We start from the raw sequence: 16,048 nt of genomic DNA on the forward strand, positions 1-16,048 counted from the left end.
CGGAGACACGCCCGCGAGTCAAGCAGCGTCCATAGTGGATCCCGGCCCGACGCGCCCGTCACGACCGGGTGATGATCTGCCCGAGACCTACATTCGGGGTGTCTGAGCGCGTGACTCGCGGGGGGTCACTTGCGGCGGAGGTGGATGCCGTCCAGGAGCTCGGGCACCAGTTGGGCGCCGCGGGCGCTGTCGACCACGGCGGTGGAGGTGACCGGGGCCATCAGCCAGGGCTGCCGGTAGCCCAGCACCGGCGAGTAGACCGGCACGAAACCCTGGTCGTACAGCCAGATCGCGAAGTCGGTGGACAGCGTGCCCTTCTCGTCGATCGCGGCGGTCCCGTGCCACGGCAGCAGCGCGGACCCACCCAGCGCGGCGAAGCCGACCCGGCCGGGCGAGGGCATGCTGACGGTCAGGCGGACCCGGTGCTCGAACAGGGCGTCGTAGCCGAGCTCCCGGTCGGTCAGCACCGCGGACAGGTACCGCACGGTGTCGCTCCAGGCCTGCCGCAGCACCTGCTTGCGGGCCCGGACGATCTCGGTCGGGGTCGCCGGGTCGGCCAGCTGGTACGGGTCCGCGTATACCGCGCGGGCCCAGGACATCCGGTCCTTGCCGGCCGGCACGTCCAGCGCCACCGAGTGCAGGATGGACCGGAACATGTCCCGGAACGCCAGCCCGCCCGGGGTGTGCTCGGCCATCGGGTCCAGCAGCGGCACCCGGGACAGCACGCCCATCGGGTCGGACGCGATGTCGAGTTCCTCGAACGCCTTGCGGAAGGCGTTCTGGTAGTACTCGATGAGCACGATCCGCTCGCTGTCCAGCGAGGAGCCGATCTTGCGCCGGGCCACGTCGTCGATGTCGGCGAACTCCAGGAAGTCCTGGCCGCCGACCAGCCGCAGGTACTGGTTGAGCTTGCGCAGGTAGGACTCGACGATCACGGCGGGGCGGGGCCGGAAGTGGTGCCCGTCGGTCAGCACCGTGATGCGCAGGCCCGGCTTGTACAGGCACTTCACGGTCTGCTGCAGCTCACGCAGCCGCACCAGCACGCCGAGCTCGGCCAGGTCCGGCAGCACCCCGGACGCCTTCAGCCCGCTCTGGCTCTGCTTCACCGGGAACCCGGGCACCACAACCTGGATCGGCGCGTCACGCCGCAGGAACGGCATCAGGTCGTTGCGGGCCATCTCCGGGGTGTAGGTGGCGCGGGAGCCGCGGTGGAACTGCTTGCGCATGAAGACGTGGTGCAACAGCAACACGGTCCGTTCCAGCGGATCGGACACAGTGGACAGTGCCGACCGCAGGTGGCCGGGCGCGGCGGCGGCCGTGCGCTGGGCGGAGGCGTCCGCCTCGGCGACGAGCCGGTCGATGACGGACAGCGTCTGCGCCACCGACAGGTTCACCGCGTGCCCACGCGCCGGCAGCCCGACGGAGAGCTCACTGACCTGCAACTCGGCGATGGAATGGGTGTGGGACAGGGCGGGCGTGGAGCCGCCGGCCTGCCGGGGCAGGCGTTCGAACGTGGCGATCAGCGGCGCGCCGTCCGGCGGCGGGCAGCCGGGGACGCGGTCGCTGGCGAAGCCGGGGGCCTCCACGGCGATGACCATGGCGGCCGGGAAGGAATCCCGGAGCACCTGGCGGTTCTCGGTGAGGTCGTCGAACACCGCGACCACGTCCAGCCCGCCGAGCCGGCGCAGGTTCTCCACCTTCAGCTCGGCGATCGGCCGCACCCGGTCGTCGGGCAGCGTGAGCAGCCGGACGTGGTTCAGCCCGCCCCGGGCGAGCACGGCGGTGGTGTGCTCGCGGACCCGGTCGCGCCGTCCGGTGTTGAACACGACCTCGCCGCCGGCGTCTTCCACGTCCCGGACGAAGCGGACGAGGCCGGGGGCGAGCGAGTCGGAGCGCAGCCGCTCCCACGGCCGGTAGAACGCCGGGCAGAACTCGGCGTGCACGTCGTCCCACTCGACGTTCGGGTAGCGCCCGGCCACCCCGGACACCTCCAGGAACCGGTCCCAGGCGGGCTTCGAGTACGACGGCAGCGCGCGCAGCGTGTCGGGCCGGGCCAGCTCCGGGATGCCTTGCGGCGCACCCTCGCGCGGACCGGCCAGCGTGCGGGCGGCGTGCAGGGTGCGGGCCTTCGGCACCAGTCCACACAGGTCGAGGTCGATGACCACGGCCGGCGCCGGCAACGACGGGTCCCGCCGGCGCGCGGCCGAGCTTTCCTCGACCCGGCGCAGCACCTCCCGCAGCAGCCGGTCCTGCTCCTCGGGCACTGAGTGCACGTGCCGGTCCAGCGGGTGGTCGCCGCGCAGCAGATCGGCGGTCTCGGGCGTGAGGTAACGCAGCTCGGCGGCCAGCACGGACTCGACGGCGGCGCGCACGGCCCGCCCCTTGTACTGCCGGCCGTCGAAGCTGGCCTGCTGGAAGCCGGCGGCGAGCGTGCTCAGCGCGCCGTGCAGGGCGCGGGCGGCCCGGTCCACGTCGAGCGCGTCGACGTCGGCGGCCTCGCGCAGCCCGGCGACATCGGTGACCACGACGCGGCCGGTGGCCCGCACGCCCGGCGTGAGCTCGAACCTGACGCTGTCCGCGCCCAGGTCGAGCAGCACCAGCCCGTGCCGGTCCAGCAGGGCCCGCCACACCGCGACCACCGGCCGGACGAAGTGCTCGACGACGAAGTCCAGGGCGTCCATCGGCTCGTGCTGGTTGGCGATGACCTGCTCCAGCAGCGTGCGCTCGTCGGTGGCGCGCCGGTCGAGCAGCGCGGCCAGCGACACGATGCGGACCTGGTCGGACGCGCGCGGGTGCGGCGGCTGCGGGCCGTCGCCGAGATCCGCGGACAGGTCGTGCGGGGGGCGCAGCGCGAGGTGCAGGCGCAGCTCGGCGTCGCGCCGCACCAGCTCGGCCAGCCGACGCCAGCCGGCCGCCACCGCGAGGTGCTCGGCGCAGCCGTCGCTGACCAGGCGGGGCACCGCTCGCGGGGCGGCGGCTCCGTCCAACATGCTCATACCAGGGCCCTAACGAACACGTGGCTCTCCACATATTCAGCCGCGGTTCTTGGTCCCCGGAATTCGCGGCACTGCAGCCGAGTATATCGAGGACCTGTCGGCGTGGAGCGCCTCTTTCGGGTGTTACGTGATCTACATCACTCGCCTCGTAAGCGAGCTTGACATGCCGCCGCGACGGACCGCACCATGTCCGGCCGCGGGTTCACGGGATACGTTCCCGCCGGCGGGGGTAACGTTGCCCCCGGCTTTCACACCGCATTCACCGCCGGTTTCTACAATCCGCCGGTCTGCCGTCGCCCCGGTTGTTGCCACGGCAACCGTCACGATGATACGGACGGCCCCGCCCGGGCAAGCCGCGACCGCTCGGGCGCACGGGAATTACCCGATCGGGTCGGCACCGGGCCCGGAAACCGCCGTCAGGACGAACCGGCCGCGAACCGACCACCGTAAAGGGCACGCGCCGCCCTTACCCACTGCGCGCGAACGGTAAACATCGTCATCCGGTCATGCCGAATTGACACGCCCGGCCGGGTTGAATGCTCGTGACGTGAATCAGTCCTCGGGCCGCAACCGGGTGCTGAAGCTGAACCGGTCGCCGCGGAACAGCGACCGCACGCGCTCGATCGGCACCCCGTCCGGGTCGAGGGACCGGCGGTGCAGCAGCAGCATCGGCAGCGCCGGGTTGGTGCCGATCAGCTTCGCCTCCCGGGGCGTCGCCAGCACCGTCTCCACCCGCTCCTCGGCCTCGGCGAACACCACGCCGAGGCGGTTGGCCAGGCAGCTGTGCAGCGAGGTGGCCGGGTCGAAGACGTCCAGCAGCGACGGGAACCGCGCGGCGGCGAGATAGGTGGACTCCAGACCGACGTTCTGTCCGGTGGCCTCGACCGTGCGCTCGATGTGCAGCACCAGGTCGCCCGGCTCGATGTGCAGGTCGGCGGCCAGCGTCGGGTCGGCGGGGAGGTGTTCGAGCGTGACGAGCTTGCGGCTGGGCGTCGCGCCCTGCCGGCGGATCCCCTCGGAGAGGCTGACCAGCGACAGCGGCTGCACCAGCTTGGGCGGCATCACGTAGGTGCCGCTGCCGTGGCGGCGCTGCAGCTTGCCCTCCAGCACCAGCTCGGAGACGGCCTGGCGCAGCGTCATGCGGGCCACGCCGAAGCGCTCGGCCAGCTCCCGCTCGGACGGCAGCGCCGCGCCCTCGCCGAGCTTGCCGGTCAGCTCCAGCAACTGCGTCTTCACCGCGTAGTAGCGCGGCACCCGGCCGTCCTCGGGGATGCCGGCGCGGACCGGCTCGCCGGCGCGGTGCTGGGCCGGGTCGGCGGGGTCGGTGGACAGGTTCTGGATGGTCGGGTTGACGCGGGCCGCCGTGATCGGCTCACCGTCGACGAGCATCACCAGGCGGCGGTCGGCCATCGGCTCGCGCAGGCGCACGCGCAGCGTCGACAGCGCGGCGTCGATCTTGGTCGAACCGCCGGCCTCGGCCAGCGTCGCCAGCTCGACCTTCACTTCCGCGCCGGCCTCGCTGACGGCCCGGTCGGCGAACCGCGCGCCCTCCGGGTGCGTCACCTGGATCGCCAGTTCGGTCTCGTTCTGCTCGACCCACCAGATCGGATGCAGCGAAATGCCCGTGCCCACGGCAGCGACGCTACGGCCACGTCCGGGCGCAGCGGTAGCGATGTCCGGATGTTCCCACTGGTTGGCTGCGTGCGCTTGGCCACCCGGCACCGAAAGTGTGCACGAATGGTCCAGGTGGGTGTGACGCGCTTCTCCACGCGTACGCACCGAAGACGGCCGCGCCGTGGCTCCGGCGCGGCCGCGATCAGTCGATGCTCCCCCTGGGCTGCGTCGTCCGGCGCAGCCCCCGAGCCGATCCTCCCGGTCTCGGCCCGGCTTCCCCCAGTGCCGGTGACGGCCTAGAGGTCGAGGGCGAACGCCGCCGAGTTCACCGGCGCGCAGGGCCAGACCTGACCGCAGTCCTGGCAGTGCTCACCGGCCCGGACGTGCGCGTTCAGCACATCCGCGGCGACGTGGTGGTACGAGTCGAGCAGGGCCTCCAGGCCGCGCTCGCCGCTGGGAGTGGCATCGGGGTGCTGTACCGAGAGCACCATCCGTGCTCACCGCCTTCCGAGTTCGCCCCTCAACTGCTCTGTTGAGGTGTGGCAGCCGCCACAACGATTACCATCCGCGCATGCGCCGTCAAGGACATCCGCCAACCGGCGGAGAATTGTGACTGCCACTCGTAGGGGTGGTGACGCAGGGCAACCGGCTTCTCGGCAAGTGACACGCGCCACCACGCTCCGCACACGAACCGGTGAGAGCTGGCGTCCGGGTGGTGGAGAAGCGGCGCGGCTCAAGATCCGTCTACCCTCACAGCATGGGCCCAACCGCGGCGACGGAGACCTTCGTGGGAAGGCACGCCGACGTCGCCCTGCTCGGTCGGCTGCTGCGGGAGGTCGTTGCCGGGCGTGGCCAGTCCGTGCTGGTCGAGGGCGACCCGGGCATCGGCAAGTCGGCGCTGCTCGCCGCCGGCCTGCGCACCGCCCGCGACCTGGGCTGCGAGGTGTTCTGGGCGGCCGCCGACGAGCTCGGCCAGCCGTTCCCGCTGCGCGCCGTGCTGGACTGTCTCGACGTGGTCGGCCGGGCCGAGGACCCGTGGCGGGCCGACATCATCCGGCTGCTGCGCCAGGAGCACTCCCCCGGCGTCACCGGCACCGGCGACCCCGTGCTCGGGGCGGCCGAGCAGCTGCTGGCCCTGGTCGACCGGGCGTGCGAGGCCAAACCCGTGCTGATGGTGCTCGACGACCTGCAGTGGGCCGACACCAACAGCCTGCACGTCTGGCACCGGCTGACCCGGGCCACCGAGCAGCTTCCTTTACTCCTGGTCGGCGCGTACCGGCCGGTGCCGCGGCGCACCGAGCTGGACCAGCTGCGGCGGAGCTCCTCCGCCCGCGGCGGCGTGCAGCTGGCGCTGCGACCGCTGGCCGCCGACGAGGTGGCCGAGTTGATCGCCGTGCGCACCGGTGGCCGTGAGGTCGGGCCGGAGCTGGCCCGGCTGGCCGAGCGGGCCGCCGGCAACCCGGGCTACCTGACCGAGCTGGTCGACGCCCTGCTGCGCGAGCACGCCATCCGCGTCAGCGGCCGGGTCACCGAGCTGGCCGGCCGGGCCGTCGGCTGGAGCGCGCCGGCGTCGCTGGCCGCCGCGATCGCCGACCGGCTGGGCTTCCTGTCCGACGAGACGACGGAGGCGCTGCGGGCGGCGTCCCTGCTCGGCGCCGAGTTCGCCGTGCACGACCTGGCCGTGGTGTCCCGCAAGCCGGCGTCCGAGCTGGCCCTGCTGCTGGCCGAGGCCGTCGGCGCCGGCGTGATCACCGAGGCCGGCAACCACCTCGCCTTCCGGTACCCGCTGATCAGGCAGGCGTTGTACGACGGCACTCCCGTCGCCGTGCGGACCGCGCTGCACCGGGAGGCCGCGCGGGCCCTGGCCGACTCCGGCGCGCCGACCTCGCAGGTCGCCGAGCAGCTGCTGCCGGCCGCCGGCAGCGAGGACGAGTGGTTCCTCGACTGGCTGGCCGGCGCCGCGTCGATCCTGACGCACCGGGCCCCGCAGACCGCGATCGAGTTGCTGCGGCGGGCCATCGACCAGGTCGGGTCCGACGATCCGCGGCGGGACGTGTTCGCCAGCTGGCTCGCCACGTCGCTGGCCGGCATGGGCCGCAACGCCGACGCCGCCCAGCAGGCCCGCCAGGTGCTGAGCCGGACCACCGACCCGGATCGGGTCGCCGAGATGAGCTGGGTGCTGGCGTACACCTCGCTGCGTACCGGCCGTTCCGCCGAGGCGTTGGAGGTGCTGGCCCAGGGCCTCGCCGCCGATCTCGCACCCGGCTGGCGGGCTCGGCTGCTGTCGTTGACGGCGTTGGTGCAGGCCGTGGACCTGGACACCGCCACCGCGTTGACCACCGCCAGCGAGGCGATCGGGGCCGGGCAGGCCGCGCCGGACCGGTTCGCCGTCGGCATGGGCCTGCACGTGATGTCCCTGGACCGCAGTTTCGTCGGCGACGAGCGCGGCAACCGGGCGCTGATCGATCAGGCGCTGACCGTGCTCGGCGACGACCGTGAGCATCTGGACCTGCGGCTGCTGCTGTTGTGCAACCGGATCGTCGCCGACGTCAACCTGGACGAGACCGACGGCATCGACGAGCGGATCACGCTCGTCCGGGGGCTGGCCGAGCAGGCCGGCGCCGCCCGGTTCACGCAGGTGCACGTCATGATGGCCGCGCACTACTTCCTGCTGGGCCGGTGGGACGACGCGCTGAGCGAGCTGGAGTCGATTCCCGAGCTGAGCGAGGGACGGTATTCGTTCCTCACCCTGCACGGGCTGTTGGCCCTGATCGCCGGACATCGCGATGACCGCACCACTGCCGCCGTGCATCTGAAGGCCGTTCGGACCGAGCCGCTGGCCATCGCCGACGACCGGCGCAATGCCGGTTATGTGTTGTTGGCCCGGGCTTTGGCGTGCGAACGGGACGGTCTGCCCGGTCAGGCCGTCGCCGAGCTGGCGCCGGTGCTGCTCAGTCCCGGAACCGCGCTGGAGATGAACGTCAGATATATGTGTCTCCCCGAGCTCACCCGCCTGGCCCTGGCCGCCGGCGACCGGGAGACCGCGTTGTCCGCCACGCAGCAGTGCCAGGCCGAGGCCGACGAGGCGCCGATGCGGGTGAAGGATGCCGCCGCCGCCCGGTGCCAGGGTTTGCTGGAACGGGATCCGCAGCGGTTGCTCACCGCCGCCGAGCACTACCGTTCCGCCGGTCGTCGTCTGGAGTTGGCCCACGCCTTGGAGGACGCCTCCGTGCTTTTCGGCGAGGCCAATGATCTGGTGCGGGCCCGTTCGTCGCTGGCGGAGGCCATCGAGGTCTACACCGAGTTGCGCGCCGACTGGGACATTCGCCGCGCCGATGCCCGTACGCGTCCCTACGGCGTTCGCCGTGGGCAACGCGGCCGGCGCGCTCGTCCCACCACCGGCTGGGAGAGCCTCACCCCCACCGAGCTTCGTGTCGCTCACCTGGTCGCCCAGGGCCGGTCCAACCCCGACATCGCCGCGGCCCTGTTCCTGTCGCGCCGAACCGTGCAGACCCACGTTTCGCACATCCTGGTCAAGCTCGCCGCCCACTCCCGCAGCGAGATCGCTCGCGAGGCCGCGCACCACCCCGTGTCCACCGTGGACTAGGCGACGGGGCCGGGTGAAGCGGGGCCGGCGTCAGGCGTTTTGTTCCAGCCACGGGACTACCGCCCGCACGAAGCCGTCGGGGCTGGTCATGGGGCGGCCGTTCAAGGTGGCTACGAGGTGGCCGACGCCGAACAGGGCGTCCCAGGTGCGGGCGCGGTGGTAGGTGTCGGACGAAACGGCTCGGCGAACGGTGTCCCAGCCGTGCCAGGCCATCAGCGCGGCGTCGATGGCGGGGTCGAAGGGCATGGCCATGTCCCAGTCGAGAACACCGACGAGTTGGCCGGAAGGGGACCAGAGGACGTTGGAGCCGCCAAGGTCGCCATGTACCAAGGAATCCGGCACGGGATCCAGGGCGAGGGCGGCGTCCAGGCGGCGCAGCGCCTCGGACTGCCAACGGGCCGGAAGGCGAGGGACCACGTCCTCCAAGACGATCGCGGACCAGTGACGGCCGGAAGGGCGGCCGTCCAAGGCGCGAAGCAGGGAAGGAGTCAACTCAACGGAGCGGACGGCTTCCAGGACGGAGGCGATCTGCTCCACGGAACCGACGCCTGGTGGAAGGGGCGAGCCGTCGATCCACGAGACCGCCACGGCGGCGCGGTCGCCGAACATGGTGACGGGGGTCAGCGGCTCGGGAATCTGGAAAGGGAGGTCGGAAGAGGCGAGCAGGTGCAGGACCTCGACGTGACGAGGCATGGTGGCAGCGGCGAGGGCACGTTTGCTGACCCGGACGGCGGCGACGCCGGGGATCAGCAACACGTCATGGATATTGCCGTCGGCAGCCACGGAGGCGGAGTCGAGGCGGACGCCGGGCAGCAGGGCGTCGGCGATCTCCAGGAGGTCGTCCACGACACTACCGCCGGATCAACCGGGCGATCTCGGTGCGCAGCCGCACGAAGGCATCGCTCCCCCGGGTGGCGATCTGGTCACGAGGCGAAGGCAGATCGACCTTCAGCGTCTCGACGACGGTAGCAGGCGACGGCGACAGGACGAGCACCCGGTCGGCCAGGTAGACGCTCTCGTCGATGTCATGGGTCACCAGCAGCACGGTCATGCCGGCGGAGGCCCGAACCTGGAGGACAAGGTCCTCCAGATCGGCCCGGGTCTGGGCGTCGACGGAGGCGAAGGGCTCGTCCATGAGCATCAGAGCGGGCCGGTACGCCAGGGCACGGGCGATGGACACCCGCTGCTGCATGCCGCCGGACAGCTCATGGGGATGCTTCGACGCAGCACCGGAAAGCCCGACCCAGGACAGGGCCTCCTCGACCCGCGATCGGCGTTCCACAGTGGACAGACCACGATCCCGGAGAGGGAACTCGACGTTGCCGAAGACGGTGCGCCAGGGCAGCAGGGACCGGCTGTAGTCCTGGAACACCACGGCGAGGTCCGACGGCACACCGGAAACGCGGTCGCCGTGCAGGGACACAGTGCCCCGAGAAGGCGGCAGCAGACCGGCGATGCACCGCAGCAGCGTGGACTTGCCGCAGCCGGACGGCCCGACGATGCAGACCAACTCCCCCGGCTCGACGGCGAAGGACACGTCCGAAACCGCGTCCACGGACCCGTACGTGTGGCCGAGGCCGACCACGTCCAGCATCGGCACGCTCACGACCGGCTCCAGGCCAGCGCCCTGTGCTCCACGGCGAGCAACCCCCTGTTGAGTAGGTATCCGAGCAGGCTGATCAGCGCGATCCACGACCACATCCCGGGCAGGTCGGACGCGCCCTGGGCGGTGCCGAGCTGGTAGCCGATGCCGCTGGTGGCGCCGACGACCTCCGAGATCACCATCAGGATCAGCGCGATCGACAGGCTCACCCGCAGCCCGGCGAAGATCTTCGGCCCGGCGGCCGGCAGCACGACACCGAACAGCCACCGGAGGCGGGACAGACGGAACACCCGGGCGGTGTCGGCCATCACGGGATCGACGGACCGGGCGCCGTCGACGGAGTTGAGCAGCACGGGCCACACGGCGCCGAACACGATGGTGGCCACCTCCATCTCCGTGCTGATGCCGAAGATCAGCATGAACACGGGCACGAGCAGCGGCGGCGGCAGCGTGCGCAGGAAGGTGAACACGAACTCGAAGTAGTCGGCGGCGGCCCGGGAACGGCCGAGCAGCACGCCGATCACAATGCCCAGCACGGAAGCCGCGGCCCAACCGCCGAGCACCCGAAGCAGACTCGGCAGCACGTCGAGGGTGAAATGCTCGGACGGCCACAACCGAACGGCGGCCTCGGCGATTCGCAGCGGTGGTGGGAAGTACGGATTGCCGACTTCCACCGACACCAATTGCCACAGGAGCAGCGCGCAGAGGAGAACGCCGGCGCGGATCCAGCCGTTCACGCCGCCACCTCCCCGCTGCCCCACGACACCCAACGCCGTTGTACGGCGAGGAATCCGGCGTTCACCAGACACCCGAACAACCCGGCGAACACCGTCGCGGCCAACACGACGTCCATTCGGCCGCCGCTGGTTCCCTGCAGGAACGCGTACTGCCCGAGACCGATGCTGCCGCCGGCGAGAAACTCCGTGCCGACAACGGCGATCAGCGTGATGGACGCGGAGATCCGCACGCCGGTCACCACGAACGGCCCGATGCTGGGCAGCGTCACGCCGACCAGCCGCCGCCACCGGCTGACCCGGAAGCACCGCGCGGTCTCCACCAGCCGCGGGTCGACCTCGCCGAGCGCGTAGCTGGTGTTGAGCAGGATCGGCCAGGTCGCGGCGAACGCGGCGAGCACGATCTTGGTCTGCGCGTCGGTGCCGAGCAGCGCGATCGCCAGCGGGATCAGCGCGACCGCCGGCAGCGGCCGCAGGAACTCCACCACCGGCATGCTGATCAGCCGCAGCACCGGCACCGAGCCGAGCAGCAGCCCCAGCGCGACGCCGATGCCGGTGGCGCACAGCAGGGCGATCAGCCAGGACAGCACGGTGGAGATCGCGCCGGCGACGAAGCGCTGGTCGGTGAACAGCAAACCGAAGCGCACCAACACATCGGACGGCGGCGGCAGCACGCGGTCGTCGACCAGTGACAGCCGGCTGGCGGCCTCCCACACGAGCAGGAAGCCGACCAGCCCGACCACTTTGCGAACGAACGGCACGATCGTCAGCTGTTCGGCGTGGGCACGACGAGGCCGCTCGCGTCCATCGACTGCTGCAGGTAGCCGTAGGTCTTCATCAACGTGACCACCCGCTGCAGCCGGGTGGCGTCCACCGAGGTCGGGAACACGCCGAGCTTGAGCAGCGACGTGGTCTGCTTGTCGACGCCGGTCAGGTCGGGCAGCACGGAACCGATGGCGCTGCGGTCGGCCGCGGCCTTCTGCGCCTTGACCATCGCCCGCTGGAAGGCCGCCACCACGTCGGGGTGCGCGCCGATGAACTTGTTCGACGCCACGTAGCCGGACAGCGGGATGTTGTCCGTGGCGCCGGTCACGATCTTGAACGTGGGCTGCACGCCGAACTGCTGCTCGCCCTGGGTGATGTACGGCTCGAGGTCGCCGCCGGCGTCGATCTGCCCGTTGGCCAGCGCGGCGGGAATCTGAGGGAACTTCACCTCTAGGTAGGTGACCGAGTTGGGGTCGACGCCGTTGTCCTGCAGCACGGCCTTGAGCAGCAGCTCCACGATGTTGCCCTTGGAGTGCACGGAGACCTTCTTGCCGGCGAGGTCCTTCGGGGTGCGGATGCCGGAGTCGGGCTTGGCCAGCAGCACCAGGGAGTCGGGGGTGCCCTGGTAGGCGTCGGAGACGACCTTGGCGTCGATCGTCTTGGCCGCCTCGGCCTGAAAGAAGGAGACATAGTTCATCAGCGTGACGTCGATCTCGCCGGATTGCAGTGCCGGCATTGTCTGGGTCACGGAGGGATAGACCTTGACGTTGGCGTCGAGGCCCTCCTGGGTGAAGTAACCCTTGGCCTGGGCCAGCTTCACCGGCGCGTCGTCGACCGTGGCGATGATGCCGACATTGATCTTCGCGTGGCCTGCGGCGGGCGCCGATGTGTCGGCGCCGCCACCGTTGAGCAGGCTGCATCCGCTCGCGGTCATGGCGGTGACGGCGATCACGGTGGCCCATCGAGTGGCGCGGGTAGCCATCGGCGGACTCTCCTTTAATCAACAGTTTTGAGCGGTACTCGGGGGTGAGGTTGTGAAGGGAATGACCCATTCACGGGCAGATCTGACCCGGAACGGCGACCACCGTAGCCGACCGAACACCCTGCGTGATTCAATCACGGGCGCGGATGTCACCTGACGGAGCGAGCCAAGGAAGTGTCACTGTGCGGTAGTTGCCAATTCTTCCTCCCCTGCCGCGGCATCACTACCACCCGTCACCGCCCCTACACGGTGCAGGATCATCCCGACCGGTCGCCACCGCCGTCCAGACCCCCGAATGCTTGATCAGATTGGCCCGAAGGCACCACGATGCGCGTGACTGTCGTCTCCAGTACTCCGATCGGCGGTACGGAATGAGCCTGACGCACTCCAAGATCCACCTTCGGCGATGGACCGAGCTGACCGTGGGGGAGTGCTGACCGTGCGTGGTCCGGCCGATGAGGCTGAGTTCGACCAGCGCCGGCACAGCGACTCCGACGCGGGCCGCGCCGCCGGTGCTGGTGTCGACGTGAACGCCGGTGACGACGGGTCGGCGGGTGGTGTCGCCGCGGGCGGCAAGTCCTCGGGCTGGCGGCTGCGCAACTGGAAACTGGGCCGCAAGCTGGTGGTCATCCTGCTGGTGCCGGCGCTGAGCACGCTGACTCTGGCCGGGCTGCGGCTGTCCAGCCAGCTCGACGACGCCCGCCAGTACGGCGACGAGCGCCAGCAGCTGGCGGTGGCCGGGCAGGCGGCCAAGGTGGTCGACCTGCTGCAGGCCGAGCGTGACTCGGTTGTGGCGTACATCGCCGCCGGCCGCGTCGACCAGCCGCCGAAGTTCGGGCCGGTGGACACCGCCGCCGACGCGCTGCGCGGCGAGCAGGCCAGCGTCTCCGGGCCGGTGCGCGACGCCGTGGACAACGCCGTCGAGCAGCTGGACGAGCTGTCCTCGCTTCGCAACAGCGTGGTCACCACCCGGCTGCCCGACGTCGCCGCGCTGACCACGTACACCCAGGTCATCGACGCCCTGCTGGAGATCGTCCGGGTCGCCGCCACCAACGTGAGTCATCCTCAACTGTCGCCTTTGGACAGCTCGGTGCAGGCGCTGACCGACGCCAAGGAGCAGCTGCGGCTGCAGAGCACGATCGTGGTGTCGGCGGGCCTGCACAAGCAGTTCCCGTCCGATCTGGTCGACCAGCTGCGCGCCGCCCAGTCCCGGTTCGCGGCCGACATGGAGGACTTCACCAACGCCGCGGACGCCGACAACCGGCAGCTGGTGCAGGACACCATCAGCGGCCCGGACGTCGACGAGCGCAACCGCGTCGTGCAGCTGGCCCTCGTGCAGTCCGGCGACGGCACCGGCCAGGTCACCGTGCGACCCGCCGACGTGCAGGCGCTGACCACGACCACCGCCGCGCTGTTCACCCGCGTCGTCGGGCAGATCCAGCAGCAGGCCGACACCGTGGTGCGCACCCTGGTCCGGTCCGCCCGCCGAGACGCGTTCCGGGACAGCGCGCTGGTCCTGCTGTCGCTGCTGATCGCGTTGGCGATCACGGTGTTCGTCGCCCGCTCGATGCTGGTCCCGCTGCGGGTGCTGCGGCGCAGCGCGCTGGAGGTGGCGCGGACCAAGCTGCCGGCGGCGATCGAGCGGATCATGCGGGACCGGGAGGCCGAGGGCGACCCGGTCGAGCCGGTGCCGGTGCACACCACCGAGGAGGTCGGCCAGGTCGCCCGCGCGTTCGACGCCGTGCAGCGGGAGGCCGTCCGGCTGGCCGCCGAGCAGGCGGCGCTGCGCGGCAACGTGAACGCGATGTTCGTCAACCTGTCGCGGCGCAGCCAGGCGCTGGTGGAGCGGCAGATCGGCGTGATCGACCGGCTGGAGCAGGACGAGCAGGACCCCGACCAGCTGGCCAGCCTGTTCGAGCTGGACCACCTGGCCACGCAGATGCGGCGCAACAGCGAGAACCTGCTGGTGCTGGCCGGCACCACGCTGACCCGCCGGGTGACCAAGCCGGTGCCGGTGTCCGACGTGCTCGGCGCGGCCGTGTCCGAGGTGGAGAAGTACGCCCGGGTGCAGGTCGCCCCCGCGCCGGACCTGACCATCCAGGGCCGGGCCGTCAACGACATCACGCACCTGATCGCCGAGCTGATCGACAACGCCACCGCGTTCTCCCCGCCGACGAGCAAGGTCACCGTGCGGTCGGCGAGGATGCGCCGCGGCGAGGTGGCCATCGAGATCCACGACCGCGGCGTCGGCATGCAGGAGGCGGACCTGGCCGCCGCCAACGCGCGGCTGGCCGACCCGGGCGAGGTGGACGTCACCGCGTCCCGGCAGATGGGCCTGTACGTGGTCGCGCAGCTGGCCAAGCGGCACGACATCAAGGTCCGGCTGCGGGACAACGCCGACATCGACGGCGGCGTCACCGCGCACGTGATCGTGCCGGCGACGCTGGTGGACGTGGCCGACGCCGTGCCGACGCCGCCCGCCGCGCCGCCGACCGTGGCGGCCGCCGCCACCCAGCGCACTCCCCTGCCCGAGCCGGACCTGCCGCAGGACATCGTCGGCCTACCCAAGTGGACCCCGGGCCAGCTGCCGCCGATCCTCACCAACCCGCCGGCCGAGCCGGGCGTGACGGAGTCCGTCGACCTGTTCGCGCCGCGCCGCAAGACTCCGCCGGCCGAGCCGGAGGTGACGCCGGCGAGCAGCGTGGAGCCGTGGCCGACGCCGCAGCGCCGCTTCGACTACGACGACCCGCCGACCGAGCGGCTGCCGATCTACCAGGAAGTGCTGTCCCAGTGGTTCCAGGTGCCCACGGGCGACAAGGCCTCCACGGAAGAGCAGGCCGTGCCGACGCCCCGGGCCGAGGACGAGCAGACGGCCGAAACCCCGGCGGCCCCCGAGCCCGCGGAGACCGTCGAGGCCACGGAAGTACCGGAGACCAACGGCAACGGCTGGCACTCCGCGGGCGACGACGGCTGGGCGGCGGCCAACACGCTGCTGGCCAAGGAGCCGGACGCCGTCACCGAGGCCGGCCTGCCCAAGCGGGTGCCGAAGTCGCAGCTCGTGCCGGGTTCGGCCACGCCGCGGCCGCAGGCCGTGTCGGCCCGGGGCGCCGCGCCGGCGATGCCGCGCCGCTCCCCCGACGCGCTGCGCAACCGGATGTCCACCTACCAGCACGGGGTCAGCCTCGGCCGGCACTCGGCCCCGACGTCCGCCCCCGACGAGGCCATCGACGCCGGCTACACCCAGCCGTCGTCCTTCGGGCCGGCACCCGAGCAAGGCAAGGAGCAGTCGTGAGTTCCCCGTCCGACCAAGAGATCGCCGACTTCAGCTGGCTCATCGACGACTTCGTGGACCGCGTCGCCGGCGTCGCGCACGCCGTCGTGGTCTCCGCGGACGGCCTCGTGCTGGCCGCGACCGACGGTCTGCCGCGGGATCGCGCGGTGCAGCTGGCGGCGGTGTCGTCCGGTCTGGTGAGTCTCGCCGCAGGGGTCGCACGCTGCTTCGAAGCCGGAACGGTGAACCAGACGGTCGTCGAAATGGAGCGCGGGTATCTTTTCCTGATGTCCATCAGCGACGGGTCGTGCCTCGCCGTGCTCGCGGCGCCCGGCTGCGAGATCGGACTGGTCGGGTACGCCATGGCCAGGCTGGTGGAACGGGTCGGCCAGCAGCTCACCCCCGAGCTGCGGGAGCAGTTGCAGTTGGCCGCGGCGCGCAGGTGAGCGACGCGGCGGTTCTAGAGGGCTGGAGCC

The 16,048-nt window shown here is 71.4% G+C and carries 11 protein-coding genes; 3 read left to right on the forward strand and 8 right to left on the reverse strand.

Features of this window, described 5'->3' with window-relative positions; all coding sequences use genetic code 11:
• Positions 1-125: 125 nt before the first annotated feature.
• The 3 genes from BJ998_RS00970 to BJ998_RS00980 all read right to left on the reverse strand — a co-directional run bounded on the left by BJ998_RS00970 (position 126) and on the right by BJ998_RS00980 (position 5,101).
• Positions 126-2,996 (reverse strand): L-tyrosine/L-tryptophan isonitrile synthase family protein, encoded by a 2,871-nt coding sequence (locus BJ998_RS00970; protein ID WP_184857596.1) that lies wholly within the window; start codon positions 2,994-2,996, stop codon positions 126-128.
• 552 nt (positions 2,997-3,548) lie between these two features.
• A complete protein-coding gene (locus tag BJ998_RS00975; RefSeq protein ID WP_376775979.1) occupies positions 3,549-4,406 on the reverse strand; it encodes a GntR family transcriptional regulator in 858 nt (285 codons plus the stop codon).
• Positions 4,407-4,906: 500 nt separating this feature from the next.
• Complete coding sequence (locus BJ998_RS00980) at positions 4,907-5,101, reverse strand: hypothetical protein (protein ID WP_116180605.1); 195 nt, start codon at positions 5,099-5,101, stop codon at positions 4,907-4,909.
• Positions 5,102-5,367: 266 nt separating this feature from the next.
• On the opposite strand from BJ998_RS00980, the gene BJ998_RS48430 reads away from it, so the two are divergent.
• Complete coding sequence (locus BJ998_RS48430) at positions 5,368-8,217, forward strand: ATP-binding protein (RefSeq protein ID WP_184857598.1); 2,850 nt, start codon at positions 5,368-5,370, stop codon at positions 8,215-8,217.
• A gap of 30 nt (positions 8,218-8,247) precedes the next feature.
• On the opposite strand, the gene BJ998_RS00990 is transcribed toward BJ998_RS48430, so the two are convergent.
• From BJ998_RS00990 to BJ998_RS01010, 5 genes are read right to left on the reverse strand one after another with little or no spacing between them, the layout of a single operon-like run.
• On the reverse strand, positions 8,248-9,063 hold the full coding sequence (locus BJ998_RS00990; RefSeq protein WP_184857600.1) for a phosphotransferase family protein: 816 nt from the start codon (positions 9,061-9,063) through the stop codon (positions 8,248-8,250).
• A gap of 4 nt (positions 9,064-9,067) precedes the next feature.
• A complete protein-coding gene (locus tag BJ998_RS00995) occupies positions 9,068-9,811 on the reverse strand; it encodes an ABC transporter ATP-binding protein (protein WP_184868336.1) in 744 nt (247 codons plus the stop codon).
• Positions 9,812-9,819: 8 nt separating this feature from the next.
• Positions 9,820-10,557: an ABC transporter permease gene (locus BJ998_RS01000; RefSeq protein WP_312889863.1), complete on the reverse strand. Its 738-nt coding sequence runs from the start codon at positions 10,555-10,557 to the stop codon at positions 9,820-9,822.
• Positions 10,554-11,315, reverse strand: coding sequence for an ABC transporter permease (locus BJ998_RS01005; protein WP_184857603.1), 762 nt, complete (start codon positions 11,313-11,315; stop codon positions 10,554-10,556). The genes BJ998_RS01000 and BJ998_RS01005 overlap by 4 nt, the downstream gene beginning before the upstream one ends.
• Before the next feature lie 5 nt (positions 11,316-11,320).
• Positions 11,321-12,301 carry an ABC transporter substrate-binding protein gene (locus BJ998_RS01010; protein WP_184857605.1) on the reverse strand — a complete coding sequence of 327 codons (981 nt, stop codon included), beginning with the start codon at positions 12,299-12,301 and terminating at the stop codon, positions 11,321-11,323.
• Between the two features lie 406 nt (positions 12,302-12,707).
• On the opposite strand from BJ998_RS01010, the gene BJ998_RS01015 reads away from it, so the two are divergent.
• On the forward strand, positions 12,708-15,593 hold the full coding sequence (locus BJ998_RS01015; RefSeq protein WP_184857607.1) for a sensor histidine kinase: 2,886 nt from the start codon (positions 12,708-12,710) through the stop codon (positions 15,591-15,593).
• The gene (locus BJ998_RS01020; protein ID WP_184857609.1) at positions 15,590-16,018 is read left to right on the forward strand and encodes a roadblock/LC7 domain-containing protein; all 429 of its coding nucleotides are present in this window, start codon (positions 15,590-15,592) and stop codon (positions 16,016-16,018) included. The genes BJ998_RS01015 and BJ998_RS01020 overlap by 4 nt, the downstream gene beginning before the upstream one ends.
• The last annotated feature ends 30 nt before the right edge of the window (positions 16,019-16,048 follow it).

This window comes from Kutzneria kofuensis (assembly GCF_014203355.1).
Taxonomy (GTDB): Bacteria; Actinomycetota; Actinomycetes; order Mycobacteriales; family Pseudonocardiaceae; genus Kutzneria; species Kutzneria kofuensis.